Genomic DNA, 26,878 nt, shown 5'->3' on the forward strand with positions numbered 1-26,878 from the left:
GGTTTTCATGCATGAATTGGGAGTGGTTATTGAGGTTATCAAAACCGTTGAAAATTTTGCAAGAAATAATGAGTTAAGTAAAATAGATACTATAGTTCTTCAAATTGGGGAATTATCATCCATGATTCCTAGATATGTTGAAGCCTGTTATCCTGCAGCGGTTGATGGCACCTTATTACAAGATACTAAACTTAAAATTGAAATACTACCAGGCAATGGGATTTGCAAGGAGTGTAGTAAAGTTTTTAATCTTATTGAAAACAACAGTGAATGCCCAAAGTGTCAAAGTAGTAGCTTTGAACTGTTAGGCGGCAAAGAATTTATGATAAAGGAAATCATAGCGTGCTAAGACGGGTATAATCATATAAATGTAAAAAGAGTGGCAGAATAGAGAATATTTAGCCACTCTTTTTATATCAATTAAAGAAAATAAAAAGATTAGCTGGTAAGAGTGAAAGTATTTAAATTGAAACATTATAGTTTCATCATTATGTACTAATTATGAATTCAACGCAAGAAACTAAATATTCTCAAAATTGATTGATATTATTCAAAAACTACCATATAATATTAATAATATGGTGGAATAATTTCACATTTAAAGAAGGGATTAGTGATTTTTATGGGGGAACAAAAAGTAAGTCTTATTAATAAGACTAATACTAGAAACAAGTGGTTAATTGTTGTCATAAGTATAGTGCTTATTTTGGGGGGGAGTTATTTTATATTTCTTTATCCTAATAATACCAAAACTGCAGGAGATTATTTAAGTGATAATTATAAAACTGCAGAATTTAATGAAGAAGGAATAGCATCAACACTTAGCTTAATAGATGACAGCAAAAAATATGATGTATTTTTTACAGGAGAATATCATGGCGAGTTAGGAAATGAAAAAATAAGTCTTGAGATGTTAAAGTATTTGAATAAAACCTCAGGGGTAAACTACTTAATTTGTGAATTGCAATATAGTGTGGTTTTTAAATTTAATAAATACCTTGAAACTGGTGATGAAAAACTTCTAAATGAAGCTGTGAATGTAGTCAGGAAGAAGAATTCAGACTATGCTGGTGAGAATTATTATAAATTCTGGCAAGGAATTTATGAGTATAACAAGACCTTACCAGAGGAAAAAAAGATACAAGCCTTTGGTATTGATATGGATTTTTTACCAGATTACACTTTAAAGGTATTAAATAGTTTAATTCCAACTAAGGAACCACCAGCTGAAATAGAAGAGAATTTAAGAAAGCTTAAATCATTATTTAGTGGTGAAGTTTCAAGTGAGGATGAAGTACCTAATATCATGTTAGCTTTGCAAGAAGATCTTAACAATAATGATAAGTTCTATAAAGTTTTCTTTGGAGAAAATTTTAATGAGTTTAAAAATAATATAAGTAGCATGGTTAATACTGCTGAGTACGCAAAAACTCAAGATGTTAATAGAGATGAGTTAATTTATGATAATTTTATGAGAATATATAAAGAAAATCCCAAGGGAAAATACTATGGCCAGTTTGGAAGACTTCATATCTATAGACAAGATTTCTTAGATAGTGGTAAAACATTCTTTACATTTGCAAAAATAATGGAAAACAAAGGTAATTTAAAAGTATTATCCATACCTATAATTTATTCTGATAGTGCAGACTTAATGAGCGAAGCTGATAATTTAGCAAATGGTAATTTCTCAATATTTAAACTAAATAGCAAAGGGTCGCCTTATAGAAAGTCTCAAGATACCATAGTTACCAAAAATATAATTGGCGGTATGAATGGAAACACAACAGATAATTACCAGTATGTAATTTATACCAGAGATAAGTAAGAATAGTATAAATTTATAAAGAAGAGGAGTTAATATAGTTAACTCCTGATGGTAATCCCACAGATGGAGTTACAACAGACTATTATCAGTATGTAGTGGTAATTAAAGACTCTCAAGCAACAGAGCCTCTTAATGAGGAATATTGATAAAAACACCTTTACAATAATAGATATTAGATATATAATATTACACATATTTCTAAAACTGAGACAATACTGTATATGCGTTGAAGAAGAAGAGTACATGGAAAGTTAATTTAGGTATCTGAAAATAAATAACAAGTAAAAGATACGGTATAGAGATCTAAGGAGGGTGAGAACTTAGAATTTAACTCTGTGGAAGGAAGCTTTGGAGCAATAAATAGAAAGTCAAATTTGATGTAGTATATTTATGGGGTAATTCCCTTAAAGATAATTAAGTTGGGTTAAGGAAACTTAACCAATTTAGGTGGTAACGCGGAAAATAGCCTTTCGTCCTAAGATATTTGGATGAAGGGCTATTTTCTTTGCAGGTAATTTTGGAACAGTTTTTTTAGCTATTCTATTAATTACCTTAAGATAATGAAGAGAAAAAATAGTGTAAGCTAGAACTTTAGTTTTAAATCATAAAAAAGAAGGGAAGGAAAGTTATGAGTTATGATAAATTAGCAAAGCTAATATACCCAAACATGGATAAGAATCCAGAGTATTATTTTGAGAAGTACCCTAAGAGGAATTTGCCAGAAGGGGCTAGGGTTACTCGATATGCACCAAGTCCAACAGGGTTTCAGCACATTGGCAGTGTGTTTTCTGCAATAATTGATGAAAGATTAGCGAGTCAAAGTGATGGGGTTTTTTACATTAGAGTTGAGGATACAGACCAGAAAAGAGAAATAGAAGGGGCTGTTGAGGATACTATAGAAACCATGCATAAGTTTGGACTAAACTTTCATGAGGGAATGGTGTCAAGGCATGAATCAAAAGGTGCTTATGGACCTTATAGACAAAGTGAGAGAGAAGAAATATATAAGACTTTTGTATATGATTTAATCAACAAGGGTTTAGCATATCCTTGCTTTTGTACTGCTGAAGAGCTAGGAGAACTTAGGGAAAGACAGATTAAAGAAAAGATAACTCCAGGATACTATGGACAGTATGCAAAGTGTAGAAACATATCAACTGAAGAAGCAATTAAAAGAATTGAAAGTGGTGAGGAGTACATAATTAGATTAAAATCACCAGGACATCCAGAAGGAAAAGTAGAAATTCATGATTTGATAAAAGGGATTGTTACCTTTCCAGAAAATATTCAAGATATAGTTCTAATAAAAGGAGATGGACTACCAACTTATCATTTAGCACATGCTGTGGATGATCACTTAATGGGCACTACTCATGTTATTAGAGGAGAAGAATGGCTATCCTCAGCCCCAATTCATGTTCAACTTTTTAAGGTTTTAGGGTTTCAGATTCCAAAGTATGCCCACACTCCAACTATTATGAAAATAGACGGAGATTCTAAAAGGAAGTTGTCTAAGAGGAAGGATTTAGAGGCTGCTGTTTCATATTATCACGAAATGGGATATCCAGTGGAGTCAGTTACTGAATACTTGTTAAACATAATTAATTCTGATTTTGAACAATGGAGAGTTGATAATCCTCATGAGGATAGCTCTAGGTTTAAGGTGGAACTGGAGAAGATGAGTAAAAGTGGAGCCTTATTTGATTTAATTAAGCTTAATGATGTTTCTAAAGAGGTTATAGCTAGAATGAAGGCAGAGGTTGTATATAATAAATATATATGTTGGGCTAAAGACTATGATAATGAGATGTATAGTCTTGTTACTTCCAATGAGGCTCTAAGTAAAGCTATATTTAACATTGACAAAGAGGGATTAAATCCAAGGAAGGACTATGCGAAGTGGTCTGAGGTTAGAGAAAAGATATTTTATTTCTTTGATGAATTGTTTAATAGAGAAGAGAAAGAAGCTATAGAAATTCCAACCAAGATGAGTTTTGAAGAAGCCAAGAGAATTGTAGCGACTTATTCAAAGATTTATAATTTCAATTCAAATAAAGAGGAATGGTTTGAGGAGTTGAAGGCCATAGGTAGAACCCTTGGTTATACTGCCAATAGAAAAGAATTTAAAGCTAATCCTGAAAACTTTAAGGGTATGATAGCAGAGGTGGCAGCAACTATAAGAACAGCATTAACCCACAGAGTTAATGCTCCAGATCTTTACACAGTGATGCAAATAATGGGTGAAGCTAAAGTTAGAAGTAGATTCAATAAGTTTTTAGAAGAATAATAGTAAGGTTAAGGGCTGAAACCCGCATAAATACTATATATTGTTCTATTGTTATAAATATATATTTATAACAATAGAACAATATTTATTTACATATTTATGACATGGATTTTTGTAGATGTAATTCAATAGCTTCATCTATTTTTGTACTATTGATGGATTTAAGATGTTCATCAGGAATTATTATATACTTGCAATTGCTAGTCCTTAAATAGCTATAAATAATTTGAGCCTCATCAATATCATCTCTAGTTACTTTAATAGAAGAACTAAGAACATCAGTATTAAAGTTAATAAGAATATCATTTTTTAATACTTGAATTAATTCTTTGCTAAGGCTATAAAAAGTATATTTCTTACTGAAGATAACTTTATTTCCTTTAATATAGAAAGCCTTAATACAGTTTTCTTTAAGTGACTCAAGCATCAGGATATTATTATTTGCCTTTGTAAAATCTATAACCTTTTCTTTGTTCATGAGAGATTTTATTGCTTCTATACAATCCCTGTATTTTGCAGCAGCTTCGAAGTTGAACTCCTCTGATGCTTTATTCATTGCTTCATCAAGTTCTAAGATCAAAGTATTATCAAGGCCATTTAGGAATCCAATGATTTTTTTAATTATGTTGTTATACTGAGCTTTAGCTCTACTACCCGTACACATACCAAGGCAAAGTCCTAGGGAGTGATTAAGGCAGGTAGAATTTTTTTTAGTAGGATTACTACAATTTATTTTATAAAACTCCTTTATACATTCTAAAGCGTTTTCTATAATACCTTTTGTTGCATAGGGTCCAAAGTAAAGATTTCTAGGATTTTCATCATTATTATTCGTTACTTCTATCTTTGGATAACTCTCGTCCATAGTTATTTTTATATATGTATAAGCTAAAGGATTTTTCATCAGCTTATTATAGGCAGGTTTCAACTTTTTGATTAATTGGCATTCCAACATAAAGGCTTCAAATTCTGTATCTGTAACTATATAATCAAGGTCTTTTAGATTTTGCACAAGTTTTTCTAGTTTTGAAGAGGAATGCTTTGATTTGTAAAAGTATGATCTAACTCTGTTTTTTAAATTTTTAGATTTTCCCACATAAATTATAGTGCCCAAGGAATCCTTCATTAGATATACTCCAGGGCAACTGGGAAGATTTTTAACCTTTTCCTTTAGCGTCATAAAAATATCCTTTCTATATACATAGAATTTTAACAAAATAATAAAATTAAAGATAAAGCATAAACAAGATTATGGGTAGCATCTACACCTGTAATTATAGTAGCATTACATAAAATTAACTTCAATGGATTATAATATTTACCAAAATTTACTTTGAGTAAAATTACATTCAGTGTGGCTGATGAAATATTAAAGTTTAAGCAGCTTTTAGACATGAGAGCAATAACTCAAGAAGAATTTGATAAGAAGAAAGTTGCATTAATTTCCAGATACACTCCTAGCTGTTAAATTCTATAGAGTAGTTGACAATTTATAGTCCTATGTAATAAGATGATAATGATAGGTTTCATTAAAAATAAATGAGGTGCTTTATGAGCGTGTTAGTATCTAAATAGATAAAATTTTATAACTAAATAAGTCTTTCAAAAAGGGGTATTTTATACCTTTGTTTGTCATGGGGTTATTTAGTAAAATCTATGAAGATACAATCCACGAAGTGCTGTATATTAAGAAAGGGTAGTTTATTCTACCTTTTATGAAGTTACGTATTTTTAGCTGTGGTGGTATCCACAGCTTTTTTGTTTTTTGGGAATATTAATAGATGAAATCTATCTATAGGGATAGTATCTTCATGAAGTAAAAAGAAAAGAAAATTTTACATGAGGAGATAAGAAAATGAATACAAATACATTTAATAAGTTACAATATATGGAATTGAAGGAAGTAGTAAAGTCCTATTGTGTAAGTGGGTTAGGAAAAGACTTAATAGATAAGCTTGAACCAAGCACAAGTTTGAAGGTTGTGGATCAAAGACTTAATGAAACAACTGAAGGGCGGGTGATTCTAGATACTGTTAGTCATATTCCATTAGAGGGAGTATTTAATATAACAAATATTATAGATAGTATGGAAAAAGGAGCAATTTTAGAGCCTGAAGCATTGACCACTCTTTGTAATTTCCTAAGAGGCTGTAGAAAAATTAAGGAATTTATGAAGGGAAAAGAATTTTATGCTCCTACCTTAAGTGCATATGGAGATTCTATTACGGAATTTAAGTCTGTAGAAGAAGAAATTGAGTTTGCAATAAGAGGTAGTGTAGTAGATTCTAATGCCAGTAAAGAACTGAAAAAAATTCGTAGGCATATAGAAGTAACTGAAGGGAAGATACAAGAAAAGCTAGAGAACTTTTTGAAAAGTAGCAACAATAAAACTTATATACAAGATTTTTTCATTAGCAAGAGAAAAGACAGATATACAATTCCTATAAAGTCCGCTTATAAAAATTATGTAACAGGAACAATTGTAGAAACCTCCTCTAAGGGGTCTACAGTGTTTATTGAGCCAAGTATTATATCAAAAAATACTTTGGAATTAGTAGAACTAAAATCCGAGGAAGCGCTAGAAGAGTATAAGATATTATCTTATTTAACAGGCTTGATTTTTGATAATATAAGGGCAATAAAAATTAATATTGAGGTAATGGCAGAATATGATATGATTTTTGCTAAAGCTAAATATAGTAGAGAGATTCAGGGAATAAAGCCTAAGCTTAATGACTACGGATATATAGATCTTGTTAAAGGAAAGCATCCTCTATTAAAAGGAGATATAGTGCCTTTAGATTTTAGAATTGGAGTAGATTACAGGGCTTTAATAATAACAGGACCTAATGCTGGGGGAAAAACTGTTGCCTTAAAAACCGTTGGACTTTTAACTTTAGCTGTGCAGTCAGGGTTTCATATTTCAGCTAAAGATGGAACAGAGATGTCTGTTTTTGAGAAGGTTTTTGTGGATATTGGAGATGATCAAAGTATAGAGAACTCCCTTAGTACCTTTTCTTCTCATATTAAGAACTTGGCAGATATTATTAATTGCAGTAATAGGTCTACTTTAATCCTTTGTGATGAAATAGGAAGTGGAACTGAACCAAATGAAGGGGCAGGTCTAGCTATTGCTATTTTGGAAGAATTTTATCATAAAGGGTGTATAATCATGGCAACTACCCATTATGGTGAGATTAAAAATTTCTCTGAGAGTCATAATGATTTTGAAAATGCTGCTATGCAGTTTAAAAGTGATACCTTAGAACCCTTATATAAATTAATTATAGGAAAATCAGGAGAAAGTAATGCTCTTTGGATATCTAAGAAAATGGGTATAAAAGAGTCTATTCTTGAAAGAGCAAGGCAATATATTGAAAATAAAAGTTACAACTTAGATTTAATAAAGGACAGCAAAGTTAAAAAGAAAAAGGAAGAGGAAGTAATAAGTAACAAGGAAGGCTATGAGTTTAAAACTGGAGATAAAGTTTTTCTTATAGATCATAGCGATTATGGCATTGTTTATGAATCAGTGGATAGATTTAATAATATTAAGGTGTTATACAAAGATAGCTTTGTTGAAGTTAATATAAAGAGACTTAAGCTAGACTTAAAGGCCGAAGAACTATATCCAGAGGGATACGATCTGAATACCTTGTTTGTAAGTTATAAAGAAAGAAAGCTTGAAAGGGATATAGAAAGAGGTTCTAAGAAAGCTCTTAAGCTTATTCAAAAGGAAATGAGAAACAATAGAAAATCTTAAAAATTAAGTTTATTTGTCTACTAAGGGAGATTTATATTTCATTGAATATTCAATGGAGTAAAACGTAAAGTATAGATGAGGTTAATCTTAAAGAAGTAGAAATGCTTAGTACAATAATTTAAAGGTTTTGTATTGGTAATAAGCTGTTTGGAGCAGTTGATATAAAAAGTTAGTTGAGAGGAATATTATTATGATTAAAAAATTAGCTATAAATGACGATGAAATCAATAAGATAATGGATATTTGGAAAGAGGCTACCATTAAGGCTCATAATTTTATTTCAGAGGATTATTGGTTAAATAGTTATAATGTTGTAAAAGAAAAATACATTCCCATGGCTGAAACCTATGTTTATTTAGAGCAGGGACAAATACAGGGTTTCATAAGTGTCATAGGCGGAGATTTTATTGGAGCGGTGTTTGTTCATGTAAATTGTCAAGGTAAAGGGATAGGAACTAAGTTAATTGATTATGTAAAATCCATTTATTCAAAGATTAATTTGGCAGTTTATAAGGAAAACTATAAATCTGTAGAGTTTTATAAAAAGGCTGGATTCATAGTTGAAAGTGAAACCATAAATGAAGAAACTAAGAGACCTGAATATATTATGTGTTTTCAAAAATAGCAGGAATATGAAATTAGGTTTTTAAAAATCTTATTTTGATTTCTTAAGAAATATTTAAGAAATATGATAACTAATTCTTAAAACCACTCTTTTATAATTATATATATAAAATAATTTAACAAGGGTGGGTTTTAATGAAGAAGGTAAATCTTGCAATAATTACTGTGTTGATTATGTTAGTTGCCATTGTAACTATCTATGAGACAATGTTAAATAATAAGTCACAACAAGGGGATCTAAGGGGGAAAATTTATTCCTATATGATGGATAAGCAAAATCGAATAGAGGTATATGAGGCAGCTATTGACCTAAATGGAGGTAAGTCAGCAAATACCTGTGTATATTTTTTATCAGAGGTTTTAAGAAGAAATGATGTCCAAATATCCAAGGATACAGCTAATACATCCCAAATTTTAAAAAAGCTAAATCAAATGGGCTGGAAGAAAGATACTGATTATAAGAATTTACAACCAGGTGATATTGGTTTTACTACAGATGCCGATGGAAATAAAGAGGGTATTCCAACTCATACTTATATTTTTATGGGATGGGTGGAAAAAGGAAATTATGACTTCGCTTATATAGTTGACAACCAAGCAAAGGACTATGATAACAAAATTTATCATATTAGTAATATCAAGAATGTAGGTGAAGCAAATGGTTTTACTAAAGAAGCTTTTAGTTTCTTTATGAGACCCTAACTAAAATCTAAAAACTCATATTAATTATTTTCTATCTATATAAATTTAAGAAGTGACTCATAATCTATCAGTAAGCATACCATAAGAAGGACTAAAATATAGCTCATAATCAGCAATAAGAATTTTGCCGAAATTACTTTAAATTGCATTGTAAGTTAATTAGTATAATTTCACTTTTAGCCTCATACTTATATAACACCTATTTGCTTACGAAGGAGATAGAAATATCTTTTTAAATAGTTAATAATATTTTTCCACAATATTATTTTATGAGATAACTTATGTTCAACCTAGGGATAAGTATGTTAGGATTTTGTGAAAATAGTTAATAGGAGGGGTATAATGAGAAGGGTGGATTATAAGAAACTAAGAAAAGACTTGTTAAATAAGGCAAAAGCATCAGGAATTACACTTCTAGTTATAATAATTGAAAATGCGGATGAGGATAAACTTCTTAATTTATCAGAGGAATATGGTTTAGATATTTCAAAGTATATTACTGAGTAAGGGAAAAGACTTTGTGGTTTAAATTAGTTTATCTCAGTGTTTATAAAATACCATAACAACAAAAAAGGAATTACTCCCAATGCGTACTTGTGCGTTAGGCGTAACTCCTTTTTTTATTTATTCATTATTAAAACCAAAGGATACTATTACAATAGTTGTATCAACAATTTTTTTGTTTGGAATTTGTAAGGAAGACATAATTTCAAATATCCAAGGATAAAGAAGACTAAGATCTCTTCCAGCCATATTAGCACGTTTTCTAAGAGTACCTTTGTACCTATTATGATTTTTTTGCACATAATCAAGAATTACTCGAACTAGATATTCAGCTACTCTTCTATGAAGACCAAATTTTTCAAGGTCGGAATAAATCGCTTCATGTTTGTCGCGAAAATCATCCATAACTTCATCTATATTCTTAGGAGATCTATACATTGCAGTAGTGGTAGGAGTGGTGATTTCATATTCTAGTGGATAATACTCTTCATCAAAGTTAGTAGTTAGAATTCCAGGAGTTCTGTTTACTGTTGCATAAACTTGTAAAGAAGGATCACCTTCTAAATTGCCAAGGACATAAACTGTATAGTAAAAGTTAGGCATAATTTCAACATTGGAGATAGTCATTACCACAGAGGTACTTCCTGTAGGTCTTATTTGTAATGTATAAACTCCTCTTGGGATATTAGCGTAATTCGTAACTTCACCAAATTCTACGTCTTGGAAGAGCACAGCACCATTTTGGAGTGTTACATCTACAGCGGGTGCGTCTGGAGATAAGTGAACTACTCTTACAAAGGCACCTTGACCTGTTGAAGGAGTTATATCTTCTGGTATAGGTAGTAATCTGAGATCATCCATGCTGCCAATTGCTGCAATAGTAAGTCTTGTTCCACTGGGGACTTCAACATCAGTGTCTATAACTGGAGAAGCAGTAGTGCCAGTACCATAGATCTTCACATTATAAGTTCCAGCTTGAAGAGGCAAATAACCAGTTGCCTCTGTAAAAGTAAGATTTTCAGCTACTAGGTTATCATCGACATAGATATCAACTGCAGGAGCATCAGGTGAAGCGTGTAAGATTTTTACATAGGACATAGTACCTTCGATGGAAGTACCGTTGTTATTATTGTTATTATTATTCATGCCATTAATAGTGTTATTGTTATTCATATTATCAGAACGGTAATATTGATAATGTTGTTTTTCTATTGGGTTATTATACATTTTAAGTATCCTTTCATAATATTTACAATTTATAATATTAAGTTTTATTTGAAAGAGTTACTGTATTTAAGCAAAAAACAAGAATTTTCTGTTTTACTATAGAAAAAAGATTAAATCACCATGGGCATCTGAGATTATCTTAGTTAGTAAAAGGAAATAAAACATGGATTTGGATGAAGATAAAAGGTTTATTATTTAAATACAACTAAGCCTAATAAAATACCTATATAAGGCATCTGAAAATAAATAATAAGTCAAAGATGTGAATAATATTTTGAGTTCACAAGCAAGCTTGTGCTGACAAAGGAACAGGTTCCTTAGATACCAGAGATATCTAAGGGGCCAGTTAGCGCAGTAGAATACAAAATAGACAAGCATACTGGTTTACTTATTTTTGAAGAGGTCTAAGTAGAAATAGCGTATGCTTCAAAATATGCTGTGTTTTAAAACATAAAAGAAATTTAAGTAGTAAGCTACATTAACGATAATTTATGTAAGAAGCTTAAAACTAACAGTGTTAGTAATAGGTCCATCATATTAAGGTCAAACATAATATGGGATAAGTTAGTTATGACAAGCTATCTAAAGGAAATTTATAATGAAAAAGTGGGGTGTAGTTATGGAGGAATATAAAGAGATGCAAGAAAATATAGCTAATTATGAGATTAAGCACGTTAATGAATTAGTTAGTGGAGATATTGTTTTACATCCTATTTACAGAGAAGATGGATTGCTTTTAGTAAATAGATATACTATGTTAACACCTTTATTGATTAGTAAGATGAGATTACATATGAATAATAACTTAAGGGTATTAACAACAGATACAAGAGAAAAATTTACTGATTTTATTAATAGTAAAACATTCATAAGTAAAGACTTTCTGAATAAATTGAAGGAAATTGTTATTGAGTCAAATAAATCTTTTTATTCATCTATAAGTCTAGAAGAATATATGAGTAAAGATATTAAATTTGATAATAAAGAGTCAATTTTAACTACATTATTAATATCTATGCCTTTGTGGAATAACATGGAATCTTACTTAGAGGGAAATACACTTAAGATTAGGGTAGAAAGTGCTAAGGAAAAATTATTAGAAAAGATACACAGTGATAAGGTTTTACTTTCATTTATAAATAGAATTAAAGAGTATGATGATTTACTTTTGATGCACAGTATAAATACCTTAGGTATTTCTTTTCTAATAGGGGCCACCTTAGAACTAACAGAAGAGGAACTTGTTCAACTAGGCATTGCTGCTTTGTTTTGCAATATAGGATTTTTAAAGTATGATAATAAAGTATTTCAAAATTATATAAATAATGGTGAAGAAGCACAACTGCAAATTGAACATATCAAGGCTTCTTTAGATATTTTAGGAGAATCAGATTATTGTAAACAAAAATCAATTTTTTATGGTATTTATGATCACCATGAACATTATTGTGGTGGAGGAGTTCCCAATGGAAAGCAGGGTGACCAGATAAGTTTATTTGGTAAAATACTTAAAATTGCTGTTGAGTATGATGACTCTGTTGGGGGATACTTTGCTAATAGTGGGAAAATATCCTATGAAACTATTAGTATGCTTTTAGATAATAAGGAAGGTTTTTTTGATAATAATATTTTAAAGGTATTTATGTATAGATCAAATTTGTATAAAATAGGAAAACCTATAAGAATATCAATTAATACAAGGGGAGAAATATTAGGATTTACAAACTTTATTAATTATCCAAACAAGCCTATAATAGAACTTAAAGATGGCAGAATTATAGATACTTATAGAAAATAAACTTTACTGTTATAAGGTTCCTTGATGGAATTTTTACTTATTCATATCCTGAGACTCTTAAGGAAACCAGGGGATGAATAATGTATAAGTTAAGTTTTAACTCTGATTCCCTATATGATGAATAACTTAGATACTTAGTCCTCCTTGACATTGTCGGGGAGGATTTTTCAATGAAAAAAGAGTAGAAACTAAAAAGTATCTACTCTAAAAATCAAAAGGGGGTAATGTTGTTAAAGACTTTATCATCAAGGGGTCTATATTTATTATTATACAGTAATGATTATTAATATCAAGTAGAAAATATAAAAAAATGAAAGTTTACATTATATTCATAAATCACTTTGATTTACTGATACAAGTTTTGATTGGGTTAAGTAATTATAAAATAATGGTTAAATATTATAATCTATTTTCAAGAAGTAGAGGTTTACGCCAATTAAAATGAAATATTAAAGTAACAATAACTTTTTAGAAAGGTATAATAAAAATATCTCAGCAGACACTAAAATAGATATATTTCGTTAGAAAAAAGTATTACAATTAACTGGATAAGTTTAGGTTTTAAATAGTTAAATAACTGTAATTAAACAAATAGATAATATGTATTAATAAAAATTATTTATTAAGGCAGAACTTTAATTTACATGTAAGAGAAAAAAGTGAGTAAATAAAAAATATAAGGTCAAGAAGGGAGATATTATGGTAGAAGGAAAAGGTATAAAAGAAATAGGGTGGAACCTAGATAATAGTTATGCTCGATTACCTGAGAAATTTTTTACTATTGTTGATCCAAACCCCGTTCCATCACCAAAAATGGTAATAATTAATGACTCCTTAGCGGCATCTTTAGGATTAAGTGTAGATATGCTGCGAAGTAGTGACGGTATAGCTATGCTTTCTGGAAACCAGATGCCAGAAGGGGCGCTACCACTAGCACAAGCTTATGCTGGTCATCAATTTGGGTATTTTACTATGTTGGGTGATGGAAGAGCAATGCTACTTGGAGAGCAAATTACACCCGAAAATCAAAGGTTTGATATTCAGTTGAAGGGATCAGGTAGAACTCCTTACTCCAGGGGTGGTGATGGTAAGGCTGCTCTTGGGCCTATGCTAAGAGAGTATATAATCAGTGAAGCTATGGATGCTCTTGGAATTCCAACTACTCGTAGTTTGGCAGTGGTGACAACAGGAGAAACTATAATACGTGAAACAGAGCTACCTGGTGCAATAATGACAAGGGTAGCTGCTAGTCATCTTAGAGTTGGTACTTTCCAGTATGCTTCAAGGTGGTGTACTGTTGAAGAACTTAAAGCGCTTGCTGATTACACTTTGGATAGACATTTTCCTGAGGCTAAATCTAGTGAAAATCCATATGTTTCTTTATTGAAGAAGGTTGTCAAAGGGCAAGCTAAGCTTATTGCAAAATGGCAACTAGTAGGATTTATTCATGGGGTAATGAATACTGACAATATGGCAATAAGTGGTGAGACTATTGACTATGGACCTTGTGCTTTTATGGATACCTATGATCCAGCAACTGTTTTTAGTTCCATCGATGCTCAAGGACGTTATGCATATGGAAATCAACCAGCAATGGCGGGATGGAATCTTGCTAGGTTTGCTGAAACCTTATTACCACTATTACATCATAATCAAGAAGAAGCACTGAAAATAGCTCAAGATGCAGTTTCAGAATTTGCTGAATTATACCATTCACACTGGATTACTGGAATGAGAGCAAAACTGGGAATCTTTAATGAGGAATTGCAAGATAAAGCTTTAATTGAGGACCTACTAAACATAATGAAAAAGTATGGTGCAGATTATACAAATACTTTCAGGGGATTAACATTAGGCAATTTTCAAGATGTTACATTGTTTGGTACTTCGGAGTTTTCTAAGTGGCATGAATTGTGGAAGGCAAGACTTACAAGACAAGAACACTCAGAAGAATCTTTCTATGAGTTAATGAGAAATAGCAATCCAGCAGTGATTCCCCGTAATCATAGGGTAGAAGAAGCTCTGGAGGCAGCAGTGATAAAGGGAGATTATACTGTGATGGAAAGACTCCTAAAGGTTATTTCTAAGCCTTATGATCATTCAACAAAACAAATAGAGTATTGCACATTGCCTGAGATTTCAAAGCGCCCTTATAGAACCTTTTGCGGTACTTAATTAATAAAAACAAAATATAAAAGAAAAAAAGTTAATGAACAATTTTAAATCACAGTGATAAAAAGGGCTTAGGCCCTTTTTTATTGTTAAAATTATTTAATTATCATTGTCAATTTGTATAAAGTAATCCTAAAAATATTTAATTAATAGGATAATTAGTTTATAACTTCCCATAGGTTTTAGTTATATAAAATGAGGTTTAAATGGAGATTCAATTAAAGAAAGATATGTAGAAGGGTTGTATAGACTTTTTCAATTATGAATACTCAGGTATAATATAAAAATATAATAAAAAATAAACATTTCAGGTGAAAGGAGGTGCAATTAGTGAATATTCAAATTTTCGGAACAAAAAAGTGTTTTGACACAAAAAAAGCAGAGCGATATTTTAAAGAAAGAAAAATAAAATATCAATTGATTGATTTGAATATAAAGGGATTAAGTAAGGGAGAACTGCAAAGCGTTATAACTTCAGTTGGACTAGAAAAATTAATTAATAGCAAATCAAAGTTATATGAAAAATTAAACTTAAGCTATATTAGAAGTTTAGAGATCAAAGGAGAAATATTACTTAATAATCCACTTCTTTTAAACACCCCAGTAGTGAGAAATGGAAAACAAGCTACTGTGGGCTATGAGCCAGAGCTTTGGAAGGCATGGGAATAGCACTAAGATTTCTCTATAGGGAGTCAAATTAAGGATTAAACTTATACAGGAAACCAATATAGGTTTCCTGTATAAGTTTTGAAGATGAATAAAATAACCTTTTACTAAGGAAGTGAATATTAAAAAGAACTACTTAAGTAATTTCTTAGGTAGTTCTTTAAATTTGGTTACTTGTTATATATTGTAAAAATAATTAAAAATCTATTGATTCATTTCCATATTTTGTGTTATAATAAAGAAGTGGGCAGATTGCAGATTGAGTAATTTGCTTATGATATTAGAAATATTGTGTTTTAATGCAATGGATAACTTGGCAGAGTTATCTATTGTATTTTTTTTTATCAAGGTTTAATGTAATTTCAGAAGAAACCTCATCACCTTTTAAAGTTGTTTTTGATTGAAACAAGCCTTTCATTAGTTCCTGCTTATAGCAAAAGCCCAGTAGCATAGCAACAATTCCTAACATTGTAATACATAGAATAACAATAATAAAATTCAAATTCACAAGACCACACTCCTTTTTATATTTATAGGTGCAATCTGCCCACTTTTATAAAAACTTAAAAATTATATAGGTCTATAGTTTAATTGTAGCATATAATTTTGAAAATATATTTAATGGAGCATAAAACACCTAAAATATGTCATTAATTTTATGCAATTATTTAATTTGATTAATCAAATTATTTAATTTAAAGGAGGTGTTTTGAAATAAATATAGAATAAGTAATTAAATACAAATTTTGGTAAAGGGGCATGATAACTTTATGTACAATATATTAATTTTAGAAGACGATTGTATTCAGTTGAAAACCCTATCAGGTATTATAAAACAATGTGATAGAAGTTACCAAGTATATGAAGCCAATGATATTGCTGAGGCAATTAAAATATCCAAGCAAGTAAAGATTAATCTTTTTTTTATAGATATTAACTTAAAAAATGAATCTGGTCTTAATTTTGCCTATGAAATAAGAAGAATGGATAGCTATGGGCTAACTTGGATAGTTTTTGTAACAATTTATAAAGAATATATGCTTTCGGCCTTTAAGAAAGTTCACTGCTATGATTATATTTTAAAGCCTTACAATAAGGAAAATATTCAAAACTTAACAAAGCGACTGTTGTCAGACAATAGGCAGCAAATTGCTGTTACAGAAATTAAGAAAAAATTTATTATTGTACCTATAAAAAACATACAAGTGAAAATATTTGTTAATGAAGTTATTTTTGTGGAGGTTTTTATTAGAACTTCCATAATTCACACTATTAATGGTTCATTTACCATAGATTATTTATCTCTTAAAAAATTAAACGCTATGATAGACTGTGAGGATATACTTCAGAGTCACAGATCTTATTTAGTTAATATAAGATATATCAGCAAAATTGAAAAGACTAATGATAAAACTTCTTATATAATTTACTTTAATAACACTGATAAGACTGCATTATTGGGGTACAGCTTTAAAAAAAATATATTGGATAGATTTAGTGATCCTGTAGGTGGGGAGATAAATGAGCAATTATAAGATATTCATTGTAGTACTTTTAGAAGTAGGTAGTTTTATGTTACTTTGGAATATGTTTAATAGAGACTATGAAAAGACGGTGTTAAAGAGTATCGCCATTGTTTTTTGCACTTCATTAGTAGTTTTAATTACAAATTATATTTATCCTCCTATGCAATTTTTAGTTAATTACTTATTCTTATTTCTAGCGATTAATTTGGTGTTTAAAAAAATAATGAAGTACTTATTGCTTGAGTTTGGATTGGTTTTAGCGATTTTTGGAATAATGCAACTTACTGTAATAATACTTCTTAGGATATGTATTCCAGCATTTATGGTGAAGGATGATTTTATATATTTACTTGTAGCAAACATAATATGTATGATTTTAAGCTTTTTTATTTCCAGGTATATGACTTACGGAAAGCTAATTATATTATTTAGACAGGGAAGTTTTAAAATATACTTTTTCTCTATAAATCTACTTATGTATATAATTACTGCAAAGTGGATATGGAATTTTAAAAGGTATGAGTTTTTAGATGATATTTCAATATACCTTGTAATTCCTATAGTATTTATTCTGGCAAATTTATTCTTTCTTGAATATCAAATGAAAAATAATGAATTAAAAAAGTCATTAGAAGATTATGAAAAATATTCTCCTGTAATAGCTAAGCTTTTAGAAGATGTAAGAGTAAGACAACATGATTTTAAGAATCATTTAAATACAGTTTATAGCCTTGTTTTAGTTTCAGATGAAAAGAATTTAAAGAGTACTATTACCCAGTATATAGATTGTCTCAATATTTCCTTAGAAAATATTGAAAAGGTGTTGCAGATAGATAATACAGTAGTAACAGCTGTAATCTATAATAAAATAAATGAAGCTTCGAAGAATAATATTGAGTTTAGATATAGTATTCAAAAGAATTTAAAGTTTCCTTATAGAGATTATGAGCTTTCAGAGATTCTTAATAATCTTTTAGATAATGCTTTTGATGCTGTTACAAATTCGAAAAGTGATAAAAGAAAAATATTTTTAAATATTGGATATCTTGAGGAAAACTGCATTATAGAAATGGGTAATACTGGGGAAAGGATAGAGTTTAATGATATTTCAAAAATTTTTGATGCAGGATATACTACAAAAATAGGAGAAAATCGAGGATATGGTCTTTATAATGTGAAAAGAATAGTTGAGTCCTATGGTGGTAGAGTTCAACTATCCTTTGAAAATAACTATACAATTTTCAGCATAAAGTTATCAGAGGCTACCTAAAATTCATCCTTTAAACATTCTGGAATTTCAGGCTCTCCAAGGAAAAGAAAAGATCCATACCAAGGAAACACCAAGGCAGTTACTGTAAGACAAAGTGTACACAACATATTTTTCCCTTTAAAACTGTTAAATAAATTTTTCATAATACCCTCCTTATAGAATAAATTAATTATTTGGTTATAGCTTCGGCTTTTTTATCAGTACAAGTTGAACGCTTTGCAGCAATATAGTACTGAAGCCGCAGTTAACATAAGCAGTGTTTTTTAAAGACAATAGGATAATGGTCCATATAGCTATAGATGAAGCTGCTATAATCTTATATTGCAGCTTTTTTTTCTTATCTTTTATTGGTCTTCGTACACTACACATTGGAGCTTTCAATGAAACTATTAAAAAGCTAGCTATACCAGCAAAAAGGTAGTATGTCCTTGGGAGTTGTGGTATTAAAGGAGCTATCATGCTGGTGAAAATAAACATTGCAGTAGTTAAAAGTAAACAATTTAAGGCACCTTTTAGATGGATTCCTCCAGCAAATACTCTTGTAGACATTAATACTAGCAAGGAAAAAAAGAATAACTTTTCCCTATGGATTATATTAAAAAATAGCACTAAAAAAATAATTTTAAATCCCTCGCCTAGAAGTATACTTAGGCCATATTGTATTCTTCCACGGTCTTTTGCATTATTGTAGGTTTCGGTACAAATAAAGGAGGTCAGTTGTGTAGCTAATTTATCCACCATATCTCATACACCCCTAAAAGTGAAAATAATTTAAACTATCATTACATTTGGTAAAAAGGATTTGTTTATGTAATGATATGATTCGGAAATTATATTTATTACAGTTTAAGCTTACATTTCTAAAAGTTTAAAGAAACTATCTAATGAAAATAAATACACCTTAGAGGAAAATAAATAATTTTAAAATATATAAGTTGCAACAGTATTTCTACAATAATCAATAAATTAAAAGCAGCTTATATGAGAGAGAATGAAAAAGCAGACTTATTGTTTGTGTAGTTTCTTTATTTCATTCTATGTAGTAACAATCATTATAAATCAAATGTGGTTTTGGTGAAAAATATTTTTCGCATATGAATTATAAGGTAATTTGTGATATGATATTCATGAAGAAGAAAAAATACAATATAGTTATGAAAAGCAAAACGTAAGGTAATAGAAGTTACTGTTTTAGCTTAGAAAGTATAACTACACAACTAAAATAAAATCAATTAGTTTTAAGGAGGACATGGGATATGGAGATTAAGGAAAGGATATCAAAGCTAAGAGAATTAATGGTGCAGAATAATGTGGATGCTTATATTGTACCAAGTCAAGACCCTCATTTAAGTGAATACGTTGGTGAACATTTTAAATGCAGAGCATGGATAAGTGGGTTTACTGGGTCAGCTGGGACTGCAGTATTTACAAAAGAAAAAGCAGGATTATGGACAGATGGAAGATATTATATTCAAGCAGAAAAGCAACTTAAAGGTACTGGCATAGAGTTGTTTAGAGCAGCAGAAATTGGAGTTCCTAGCTATACACAGTGGTTACAAAGTGAGCTAAAAGAAAATAATATTGTAGGATTTGATGGAATGGTATTTTCAACATCTTTTGCTGAGAAGATGGAGAAGGATTTATGGAGTAAAGGAATAAGAATAAATAGTGATTTAGATTTAATAAGTCCAATATGGACAGATAGACCAGAGATCCCAGCTGATGAAATATTCCTTCACCACACAAAATATTGCGGTAAAAGTAGAAATGAAAAGGTTTCTCAAGTAAGAGAAAAAATGAGTAAAAGTGGAGCAAATTATTATTTGGTTTCTTCATTAGATGACATTTGTTGGCTTTTAAATATTAGAGGGAATGATGTGCCAAACAATCCTTTTGCAACAGCATACTGTCTTGTTGGGGAAAGAGAAACTTTTCTATTTATCAATAAAAACAAAGTAAACAGCAGTGTGGAAAGAGAATTAATGCAGAGTAATGTTTTTGTTAAAGATTATGATGAGATTTATAGTTCTCTCAAGGAATTAGAGGATACTTCAGTAGTTATACTAGATTATGATATGGTTAATTATAGCTTGGTTGAGAGTATAAACAAAAACGTTAAAAAGATTCATCACCCTAACTTAACAACTATGATGAAAGCTATAAAGAATGATGTGGAAGTGCAAAATATTAAAGATGCATATATAAAGGATGGAGTTGCATTAGTTCAACTTTTCAGGTGGATTAGAGATAATGTCGAAAATATAACCGAAATTGATGTAGTAAAAAAAGCTGAAGAGTTTAGAAGAAATCAGCCACTATCTATGGGACCAAGCTTTGATAGTATAGCAGCCTATAAAGAAAATGCAGCAATGATGCACTATAATCCTTACAATGAAGAAATACCTAGATATTTAAAAGAAGAAGGGTTCTTCCTCTTAGATTCTGGTGGACAATACTTTAATGGAACTACTGATATTACGAGAACCGTATCCTTAGGAAAGCTAACTGATGAAGAAAGAAGAGACTTTACATTAGTACTGAAATCAGTTATAGCCCTTTCCACAATAAAGTTCCTATATGGTGCTACAGGATCAAATTTAGATATACTAGCTAGAAGACCACTGTGGGAATATGGTATTGATTATAAATGTGGCACAGGTCATGGCATAGGATTTTTTTCTAATGTCCATGAACAACCTCAACGTTTTAGCCAGGTTCCCAACAACATTAAGTTGGAAAAAGGGATGATGATAACCATAGAACCAGGGGTTTATAAGGAAGGAAGACACGGTGTCAGAACAGAGAATACTGTGGTAGTTGTAGAGGATGAAAAAACGGAGTTTGGCCAATTCATGCGCTTTGAAGAGTTATGTTATGTACCAATCGATAGAAGTGCAATACTTCCTGAAATGCTTACCGAGTTTGAGAAAGAATGGTTAAATAATTATCATGAAAAAGTATTTAAAACCCTTTCTCCATATTTGGATGAAACATGCAAAAAGTGGCTCTTAAAGGAAACTGAAAAGCTATAGTTTATTGTAGTGTTTTTGCGTACTAGTTTGGTTATACTTGGAGATAGTCTTAAACTTAGAAGAGAGCAAAGACTTAATGAAATACAAGAATCATAGGATCAAGAAGGCATAAATATTAAATTTGTGCCTACTTGATTTTTTTTGCTTAGTAGACTAACATACCTGGATATTAGTAATTTTAGAGTATATTTAGGAGGAGTAAAATAATTTTAAATAAAGTTTTTAGAATAAATTAAACAAGAGTGCAGTTTCTTCAGGGATAAGAGAAATCTAAATTTTATGTCTCAAGTATTTCCTTTTGTAGCCTTTTTGCTAAGCTATTAAATACAACATCATAGGAGATATCTATAAGGTGTTCAATGAATTCATCTGATAAAGAGCCATCAATGTTTAGTGTATTCCAATACTTTTTATTCATATGATAGCCAGGAGTAATTGAAGGATAATCAAACCTTAAACATTGAGCCATATAGGGGTCACACTTTAAGTTTACTTGTAAGGGGTTACTGTTTAATCTAATTAAGGCAAAGATTTTAGAACCAATTCTATAAACAAGAGTTTCATTATCAAAAGGAAAATCATTGGTTGAGGATTTTTTTGAATCACAATATTTTTTTAATGTTTCTACATTCATTTATCGACACCACCCGGAAGATATTTTATATATAAAATTATATAACAGTTCTAATATAAATAATAACTGAAATAATAAGTTTTAATCACGTAACTTTTAGAAATAGTAAAAAGTTAATTAAACTTACATATATTTTATAGAACTATCATAAATCAATAGAGAGTGTTTAAAGTTCTATTTACCAAATATAATTAGGGCTTAAGGTTATTTATTTAAATTAAAGTTAAAAAAGTGTAGTTTAATTAGCTTTTATTATAAATAACTTGCTTTCATATTATGTTTAATAAATAAACTATTTTAATTATGTGAACAGTTTTTATGTATTTTCAGTGGTTATGTTAAATTATTATAGTTACTGTATAGGAAAAATGTAGAAAAATGTGATAAAATGGTATGGGGTAAAATGTAAATTCGAATTATACTGCGGGTGGGGGATATCCTTATGAATGAAGTAGCCTTTTTAGGTGATCTAAAATCACAATGGTATATTGAAGTGTATAACGGAAAAGTTGTGGAGATAAGTGAAAGTTTTATAGAAGCTACACAATATTCAATTAAAGAGTTTTTAGGAAATAGTTTTGAAGAACTAATTAGAAAATTAAGAGTTGGTCCAAAGAGTAATTTAGAACAATTAGAGAAAAATGTGAATTATTTTTTTTTCAATAAATCTTCTGAAGTTAAGTTTATTAAGATACAACTATTAGAAGTTAGGGATAAAAAGACTTATATTATAAGAGAAAAATGTAATTCTAGTCTAGATGATAAGTTTATCTTTGCTGATAAATTGGCTGAGGATAATCATTTTGGTATTGGTATTTTTACTTTACCAGATGTAATTTTGCTTAAGGCTAATGAGAAGTTTTTAAACTTTTTTGATGAACCTTATAATAAAAGAGAAAACTGCCTTGGAAAACCTGTTAGTGAGTTTGTTACTGGGTTTACAGGAAGTGCATCAGAAAAGATATGGCAAAAAATTATTGATACTGGGGAAACTTATAATATTGATGAATATATGTATGATAGATTTAATAGGGGTGTAACCTATTGGAAAAGCACCCTAACACCAATACATGAAGACGGTAAGCTAAAATACTGTATTGAAATGACTACAGATATAACTGAGCAAGTTTTGCATAGGAAGAAGATAGAAGAACAGTCAAGGGTTATAGAAGAGCAAAAGAGAGCTTTAGAAAAGGCTTTAGAAATGAAAGATGAGTTTCTTTCAATAATTTCTCACGAATTTAGGACACCTTTAAATGTGATAAGTGCAGCAATACAAGCTATGACTTATATTTGCTCAAATGAGCTTTCAGAGAAGGCGACTAGATACGTAGATATTATAAAACAGAATAATTTAAGGCAGCTAAGACTAGTAAACAACCTTTTAGATATTACTCGTGTTAACGCTGGAACTATAAAGGTTTATAAAAGAAATTTAGATATAGTTGCTCTTACTGGATCTATAGTGGAGTCTGTACAGTTGTATGCTAAACAAAAGGAAATTAAATTATTCTTTAATTATTCCTTGGCAAGCAAGGTAACAGCATTAGATGCTGAAAAATATGAGAGAATATTATTAAATTTACTTTCAAATGCCATTAAGTTTACTCCAAAAGGAAAAACTATAGATGTTTGTCTTAAATTTGTTAAAAAAAATATAAAAATTGAAGTTAAGGACACTGGAATTGGTATACCAAAAGATAAAATAGATCTAATTTTTGAGAGATTCGGTCAAGTTGATAGCTCACTATCACGTAAGGCAGAAGGTATTGGGATAGGGTTATCTCTAGTGAAAAACTTTGTAATAGCACTAGATGGAACTATAAAGGTTAAGAGCAGTATAGGGAAAGGTACTACCTTTACTATAACAATTCCCCATGAAAAAAAATTAGAAGAGAAAGAGGAAATAGAAAGAAGTGAATTATTAGATAATCGGGTGACAGATGTTACTGCAGTAGAGTTTTCAGATATCTATTTTTGATTAGAATTCATTGTTTTTTTGCACATAATATATAAAATATTTATAATAATAAACTTAGGGATTTGATTTACTTTGATAAAGGGATTATAATATATGTGAAATTAAACCAAGGGAGGAAATCTATAATGGAAAAGAAAATGGTACCAGTAGGGTTATCAAACAAACACATTCACTTAAGTCAAGAGCATTTAGATATTTTATTTGGAGAGGGTTATGAATTAAAGAAATTCAAAGACTTATCTCAACCAGGTCAATATGCTGCAGAAGAAAAAGTAGATGTTGTGGGTGTAAAAGGAACTTTAAAAGGCGTAAGAATACTAGGACCAGTTAGAAAAGAGACACAAGTTGAGGTTTCTTTAGCAGATGGTTTTGTATTAGGAGTAATTCCACCAGTTAGAGATTCCGGTGATCTAATAGATAGTCCAGGAGCAAAAATTGTTGGACCAAAGGGTGAAGTTGTAATAGAAAAAGGTATTATTGCAGCTGCAAGACATATACACATGCATACTTCTGACGCTGAAAACTTCGGAGTTGTAGATAAAGAAGAGGTTAGTGTTAGAGTTGAAGGTAAAAGAGGATTAATATTTGAGAATGTATTAGTAAGAGTTAATAAGGATTATGCTCTTGAAATGCACGTGGACATAGAAGAAGGTAATGCTGCAGGACTTAAAAATGGAGCAGTAGTAGAATTAATAAAATAGAACATAATGCTTGAAGATAAAATTGAGGATACCTATTACATAGGTATCCTCAATTTTTTTATTTTAGATGTAACTTAGTGGAATATGATTATATTTTTTTATTTATGTTTTACAAAATTTTCTTGCCTTAAGGATATGACGAAAAGGTATTTAATTATTTAATAAGGGCAATTAAATAGTATTCAAATTTTTAAAGTCTAATGATAATATATAAGTTATATGAATTTCATTATGTTGAATAATAATTAGAATATTAATTTATTTAGAAAGTAAGGGGATAAAGATTATATCCAAAAGGTGAGTGAATGAATAAGGAGAACAATAGTACAAAAAAGAAGTTGGCAGAAGCGTTAAAACAACTTATGAGCGAAAAGCCCTTTGAGAAGATTAAAATTCAAGAAATTGCAGATTTATGTCAAATGAATAGACGCACATTTTATTATCATTTTAAGGATATTTTTGAATTGTTGGATTGGTTTTATCATGAAGAAACCATGAAGCAGTTAGAAATAAATAGTACATATGAAACATGGACTAATGAGTTATTATATTTATTTCACTATATTGAATCAAATAAAAAGATGACTTTGTGCGTGTTCAAGTCTTTAGGGCGACAATATCTTGAAGATTTTATGTATAAAAGTGTTTTTCGTGTAGTTAAAAACATAGTTTATGGAATGGCAATAGATTTAGAAGTTAAGGAGAAAGAAAAGGATTTTATAGCACATTATTATACGGTGTCTTTGTTAGGTGTGATGACACATTGGATTCAAGCAGATTTCACACCAAGACCTACAGAAATAACAAATATGACAAGTCTTACTATTCAAGGAACAATGAGAGGCGCATTAGAGAGATTTTCACAAAATCAATAATTTGTGTATATACGATTAAAGCAAATAGATGATATAATTTCCTTATATTTAGGAGGGAATTATAGTGCAGGATTATATAATTGTTACAGATGCAACATGTGATTTACCAGTAGATATTATAAAAAGCTTAGGTGTCATTGTTTTACCTATGGAGTTTATTATAGATGATAAGAGCTATAGTCATCATCCTGATGAAAGAAATATGAGTTTTCATGATTTTTATAATTACTTAAGAGTTGGTAAGATGTCTACCACTTCACAGATTAACTATAATACCTATAGATCTGTTTTTAGTGGTATTTTAAATCAGGGAAAAGATATTCTATATATTTCATTTTCATCTGGGTTGAGTGGAACCTATAATGCCTCTAGATTAGTGATAAATGAATTAGAAGAGGAGTTCCCGGATAGGAAAATCCTAAGCGTAGATTCTTTAAGTGCTTCCATAGGGGAGGGTCTTCTAGTTTATCTAGCTGCATTAAAAAAACAGCAGGAATCTACTCTAGAAGAATTGATTCAGTGGGTAGAAGATATGCGTTTCCAAGTGTGTCATTGGTTTGCGGTTGATGACCTAGAGCACTTAAAACGTGGAGGAAGAATTAATGCTGTACAAGCTTCTGTTGGAAGTATTTTAAACTTAAAACCTATATTAAGTGTAAATAGAGAAGGAAAATTGGTTACTATAGCCAAGGTTAGGGGTAAAAAGAAAAGTTATCAATACTTAATACAAAAATTAAAGGATGATGGTATAGATACAAATTGCCAAAATATTATAGTGGGACATGCTGATTGTGAGGAAGATGCTATTTGTTTAAAGGGTTTGATTTTAAACGAAGGCTTAGCGAAGGAAGTTTTAATAAGTAATATTGGACCGATTATTGGAACTCATACTGGTGCTGGAATGTTAGCAGTGACCTTTATAGGAAAGCGTCAAGATAATTAGAGGCTTTGAAGTGAACTAGTTAAGATAGTAAACTATATAATCTTACAAGAGTTTTTTCTATGACAATTTTGAATTGTGAAGTAGGCGTATGTGTGAAAAAATTTATAGTTAAATTAAAGTAAAATAATTCAGAAGTCTAACATTTAAAGTTAATTTTATATGTTAGACTTTTTATTTGTGTTATTATTGGTGGGTTACACTAATAAAGATATATTTAGGATCTAATAAGTTATAACACTAATGCAATTTTAATTTTTTATTTGGATATTATGGTATATAATTATAATTAAAGATGGTATGAATATGTTTTTTAAACAGGGGCTAACTACCAGAAATTAAATTATT

At 30.0% G+C, this 26,878-nt stretch carries 24 protein-coding genes; 18 read left to right on the top strand and 6 right to left on the bottom strand.

Features of this window, described 5'->3' with window-relative positions; translation table 11 throughout:
• Nucleotides 1-7: 7 nt before the first annotated feature.
• The 3 genes from C661_RS0118780 (at nt 8) to gltX (ending at nt 4,115) form a co-directional block, all read left to right on the top strand.
• The gene (locus C661_RS0118780; RefSeq protein ID WP_017416882.1) at nt 8-349 is read left to right on the top strand and encodes a hydrogenase maturation nickel metallochaperone HypA/HybF; all 342 of its coding nucleotides are present in this window, start codon (nt 8-10) and stop codon (nt 347-349) included.
• 273 nt (nt 350-622) lie between these two features.
• Nucleotides 623-1,828: a TraB/GumN family protein gene (locus C661_RS0118785; RefSeq protein ID WP_157785710.1), complete on the top strand. Its 1,206-nt coding sequence runs from the start codon at nt 623-625 to the stop codon at nt 1,826-1,828.
• Between the two features lie 628 nt (nt 1,829-2,456).
• Nucleotides 2,457-4,115 (top strand): glutamate--tRNA ligase, encoded by a 1,659-nt coding sequence (gene gltX, locus C661_RS0118790; RefSeq protein WP_017416884.1) that lies wholly within the window; start codon nt 2,457-2,459, stop codon nt 4,113-4,115.
• A 97-nt stretch (nt 4,116-4,212) separates the two neighbouring features.
• Here gltX and C661_RS0118795 read toward each other — a convergent pair whose 3' ends face one another.
• Nucleotides 4,213-5,295 (bottom strand): GIY-YIG nuclease family protein, encoded by a 1,083-nt coding sequence (locus tag C661_RS0118795; protein WP_041877766.1) that lies wholly within the window; start codon nt 5,293-5,295, stop codon nt 4,213-4,215.
• A gap of 153 nt (nt 5,296-5,448) precedes the next feature.
• Between C661_RS0118795 and C661_RS24070 the strand changes: the two genes are divergently transcribed.
• From C661_RS24070 to C661_RS23790, 5 genes are all read left to right on the top strand, one after another.
• Nucleotides 5,449-5,583, top strand: a complete 135-nt coding sequence (locus C661_RS24070; RefSeq protein WP_100218838.1) for an SHOCT domain-containing protein — start codon at nt 5,449-5,451, stop codon at nt 5,581-5,583.
• Nucleotides 5,584-5,970: 387 nt separating this feature from the next.
• A complete protein-coding gene (locus C661_RS0118800; RefSeq protein WP_017416886.1) occupies nt 5,971-7,878 on the top strand; it encodes an endonuclease MutS2 in 1,908 nt (635 codons plus the stop codon).
• Between the two features lie 190 nt (nt 7,879-8,068).
• Complete coding sequence (locus C661_RS0118805) at nt 8,069-8,503, top strand: N-acetyltransferase (RefSeq protein WP_017416887.1); 435 nt, start codon at nt 8,069-8,071, stop codon at nt 8,501-8,503.
• A gap of 134 nt (nt 8,504-8,637) precedes the next feature.
• Nucleotides 8,638-9,204 carry a hypothetical protein gene (locus tag C661_RS0118810; RefSeq protein ID WP_017416888.1) on the top strand — a complete coding sequence of 189 codons (567 nt, stop codon included), beginning with the start codon at nt 8,638-8,640 and terminating at the stop codon, nt 9,202-9,204.
• Between the two features lie 342 nt (nt 9,205-9,546).
• Entirely contained in the window at nt 9,547-9,711 is a 165-nt protein-coding gene (locus C661_RS23790; protein WP_017416889.1) for a hypothetical protein, read from the top strand.
• 117 nt (nt 9,712-9,828) lie between these two features.
• Here C661_RS23790 and C661_RS22965 read toward each other — a convergent pair whose 3' ends face one another.
• Nucleotides 9,829-10,935: a DUF4397 domain-containing protein gene (locus tag C661_RS22965; RefSeq protein WP_017416890.1), complete on the bottom strand. Its 1,107-nt coding sequence runs from the start codon at nt 10,933-10,935 to the stop codon at nt 9,829-9,831.
• A 619-nt stretch (nt 10,936-11,554) separates the two neighbouring features.
• Between C661_RS22965 and C661_RS0118825 the strand changes: the two genes are divergently transcribed.
• The 3 genes from C661_RS0118825 to C661_RS0118835 all read left to right on the top strand — a co-directional run bounded on the left by C661_RS0118825 (nt 11,555) and on the right by C661_RS0118835 (nt 15,574).
• On the top strand, nt 11,555-12,733 hold the full coding sequence (locus C661_RS0118825) for an HD-GYP domain-containing protein (RefSeq protein ID WP_157785711.1): 1,179 nt from the start codon (nt 11,555-11,557) through the stop codon (nt 12,731-12,733).
• A gap of 699 nt (nt 12,734-13,432) precedes the next feature.
• Nucleotides 13,433-14,908 carry a protein adenylyltransferase SelO gene (locus C661_RS0118830; RefSeq protein ID WP_017416892.1) on the top strand — a complete coding sequence of 492 codons (1,476 nt, stop codon included), beginning with the start codon at nt 13,433-13,435 and terminating at the stop codon, nt 14,906-14,908.
• A gap of 327 nt (nt 14,909-15,235) precedes the next feature.
• Nucleotides 15,236-15,574, top strand: a complete 339-nt coding sequence (locus C661_RS0118835) for an arsenate reductase family protein (RefSeq protein WP_017416893.1) — start codon at nt 15,236-15,238, stop codon at nt 15,572-15,574.
• A 319-nt stretch (nt 15,575-15,893) separates the two neighbouring features.
• Here C661_RS0118835 and C661_RS0118840 read toward each other — a convergent pair whose 3' ends face one another.
• Nucleotides 15,894-16,079, bottom strand: a complete 186-nt coding sequence (locus C661_RS0118840) for a hypothetical protein (RefSeq protein WP_017416894.1) — start codon at nt 16,077-16,079, stop codon at nt 15,894-15,896.
• A gap of 262 nt (nt 16,080-16,341) precedes the next feature.
• On the opposite strand from C661_RS0118840, the gene C661_RS0118845 reads away from it, so the two are divergent.
• Both C661_RS0118845 and C661_RS0118850 read left to right on the top strand, forming a co-directional pair.
• Nucleotides 16,342-17,106, top strand: a complete 765-nt coding sequence (locus C661_RS0118845) for a LytR/AlgR family response regulator transcription factor (RefSeq protein ID WP_017416895.1) — start codon at nt 16,342-16,344, stop codon at nt 17,104-17,106.
• Complete coding sequence (locus tag C661_RS0118850) at nt 17,093-18,367, top strand: sensor histidine kinase (RefSeq protein WP_017416896.1); 1,275 nt, start codon at nt 17,093-17,095, stop codon at nt 18,365-18,367. Before C661_RS0118845 ends, C661_RS0118850 begins: the two co-directional genes overlap by 14 nt.
• On the opposite strand, the gene C661_RS23400 is transcribed toward C661_RS0118850, so the two are convergent.
• Nucleotides 18,364-18,510, bottom strand: coding sequence for a hypothetical protein (locus tag C661_RS23400; RefSeq protein ID WP_017416897.1), 147 nt, complete (start codon nt 18,508-18,510; stop codon nt 18,364-18,366). The genes C661_RS0118850 and C661_RS23400 overlap by 4 nt on opposite strands.
• 34 nt (nt 18,511-18,544) lie before the next feature.
• Nucleotides 18,545-19,108 (bottom strand): accessory gene regulator B family protein, encoded by a 564-nt coding sequence (locus tag C661_RS0118860; RefSeq protein WP_017416898.1) that lies wholly within the window; start codon nt 19,106-19,108, stop codon nt 18,545-18,547.
• 515 nt (nt 19,109-19,623) lie between these two features.
• On the opposite strand from C661_RS0118860, the gene C661_RS0118865 reads away from it, so the two are divergent.
• Nucleotides 19,624-21,399: an aminopeptidase P family protein gene (locus tag C661_RS0118865; protein WP_017416899.1), complete on the top strand. Its 1,776-nt coding sequence runs from the start codon at nt 19,624-19,626 to the stop codon at nt 21,397-21,399.
• 277 nt (nt 21,400-21,676) lie between these two features.
• On the opposite strand, the gene C661_RS0118870 is transcribed toward C661_RS0118865, so the two are convergent.
• Nucleotides 21,677-22,033, bottom strand: coding sequence for an MmcQ/YjbR family DNA-binding protein (locus tag C661_RS0118870; RefSeq protein ID WP_017416900.1), 357 nt, complete (start codon nt 22,031-22,033; stop codon nt 21,677-21,679).
• A gap of 442 nt (nt 22,034-22,475) precedes the next feature.
• On the opposite strand from C661_RS0118870, the gene C661_RS22970 reads away from it, so the two are divergent.
• The 4 genes from C661_RS22970 (at nt 22,476) to C661_RS0118890 (ending at nt 26,533) form a co-directional block, all read left to right on the top strand.
• The gene (locus C661_RS22970) at nt 22,476-24,014 is read left to right on the top strand and encodes a PAS domain-containing sensor histidine kinase (protein WP_017416901.1); all 1,539 of its coding nucleotides are present in this window, start codon (nt 22,476-22,478) and stop codon (nt 24,012-24,014) included.
• A 125-nt stretch (nt 24,015-24,139) separates the two neighbouring features.
• Entirely contained in the window at nt 24,140-24,715 is a 576-nt protein-coding gene (gene pduL / locus C661_RS0118880; RefSeq protein ID WP_017416902.1) for a phosphate propanoyltransferase, read from the top strand.
• 305 nt (nt 24,716-25,020) lie between these two features.
• Nucleotides 25,021-25,590 carry a TetR/AcrR family transcriptional regulator C-terminal domain-containing protein gene (locus C661_RS0118885; RefSeq protein WP_017416903.1) on the top strand — a complete coding sequence of 190 codons (570 nt, stop codon included), beginning with the start codon at nt 25,021-25,023 and terminating at the stop codon, nt 25,588-25,590.
• 64 nt (nt 25,591-25,654) lie between these two features.
• Nucleotides 25,655-26,533 carry a DegV family protein gene (locus C661_RS0118890; RefSeq protein ID WP_017416904.1) on the top strand — a complete coding sequence of 293 codons (879 nt, stop codon included), beginning with the start codon at nt 25,655-25,657 and terminating at the stop codon, nt 26,531-26,533.
• The last annotated feature ends 345 nt before the right edge of the window (nt 26,534-26,878 follow it).

Source organism: Clostridium tunisiense TJ (genome assembly GCF_000300195.1).
Lineage (GTDB): Bacteria > Bacillota > Clostridia > Clostridiales > Clostridiaceae > Clostridium_J > Clostridium_J tunisiense.

Coding starts and splice junctions, on each gene's coding strand:
- gltX (WP_017416884.1), top strand. CDS start 2,457: ATGAGTTATGATAAATTAGCAAAGCTAATATACCCAAACATGGATAAG.
- C661_RS23400 (WP_017416897.1), bottom strand. CDS start 18,510: ATGAAAAATTTATTTAACAGTTTTAAAGGGAAAAATATGTTGTGTACA.
- C661_RS23790 (WP_017416889.1), top strand. CDS start 9,547: ATGAGAAGGGTGGATTATAAGAAACTAAGAAAAGACTTGTTAAATAAG.
- C661_RS0118825 (WP_157785711.1), top strand. CDS start 11,555: ATGGAGGAATATAAAGAGATGCAAGAAAATATAGCTAATTATGAGATT.
- C661_RS0118800 (WP_017416886.1), top strand. CDS start 5,971: ATGAATACAAATACATTTAATAAGTTACAATATATGGAATTGAAGGAA.
- C661_RS0118805 (WP_017416887.1), top strand. CDS start 8,069: ATGATTAAAAAATTAGCTATAAATGACGATGAAATCAATAAGATAATG.
- C661_RS22965 (WP_017416890.1), bottom strand. CDS start 10,935: ATGTATAATAACCCAATAGAAAAACAACATTATCAATATTACCGTTCT.
- C661_RS0118870 (WP_017416900.1), bottom strand. CDS start 22,033: ATGAATGTAGAAACATTAAAAAAATATTGTGATTCAAAAAAATCCTCA.
- C661_RS0118795 (WP_041877766.1), bottom strand. CDS start 5,295: ATGACGCTAAAGGAAAAGGTTAAAAATCTTCCCAGTTGCCCTGGAGTA.
- C661_RS0118780 (WP_017416882.1), top strand. CDS start 8: ATGCATGAATTGGGAGTGGTTATTGAGGTTATCAAAACCGTTGAAAAT.
- C661_RS0118860 (WP_017416898.1), bottom strand. CDS start 19,108: ATGGTGGATAAATTAGCTACACAACTGACCTCCTTTATTTGTACCGAA.
- C661_RS22970 (WP_017416901.1), top strand. CDS start 22,476: ATGAATGAAGTAGCCTTTTTAGGTGATCTAAAATCACAATGGTATATT.
- C661_RS0118865 (WP_017416899.1), top strand. CDS start 19,624: ATGGAGATTAAGGAAAGGATATCAAAGCTAAGAGAATTAATGGTGCAG.
- C661_RS0118785 (WP_157785710.1), top strand. CDS start 623: ATGGGGGAACAAAAAGTAAGTCTTATTAATAAGACTAATACTAGAAAC.
- C661_RS0118885 (WP_017416903.1), top strand. CDS start 25,021: ATGAATAAGGAGAACAATAGTACAAAAAAGAAGTTGGCAGAAGCGTTA.
- pduL (WP_017416902.1), top strand. CDS start 24,140: ATGGAAAAGAAAATGGTACCAGTAGGGTTATCAAACAAACACATTCAC.
- C661_RS0118850 (WP_017416896.1), top strand. CDS start 17,093: ATGAGCAATTATAAGATATTCATTGTAGTACTTTTAGAAGTAGGTAGT.
- C661_RS0118810 (WP_017416888.1), top strand. CDS start 8,638: ATGAAGAAGGTAAATCTTGCAATAATTACTGTGTTGATTATGTTAGTT.
- C661_RS0118845 (WP_017416895.1), top strand. CDS start 16,342: ATGTACAATATATTAATTTTAGAAGACGATTGTATTCAGTTGAAAACC.
- C661_RS0118830 (WP_017416892.1), top strand. CDS start 13,433: ATGGTAGAAGGAAAAGGTATAAAAGAAATAGGGTGGAACCTAGATAAT.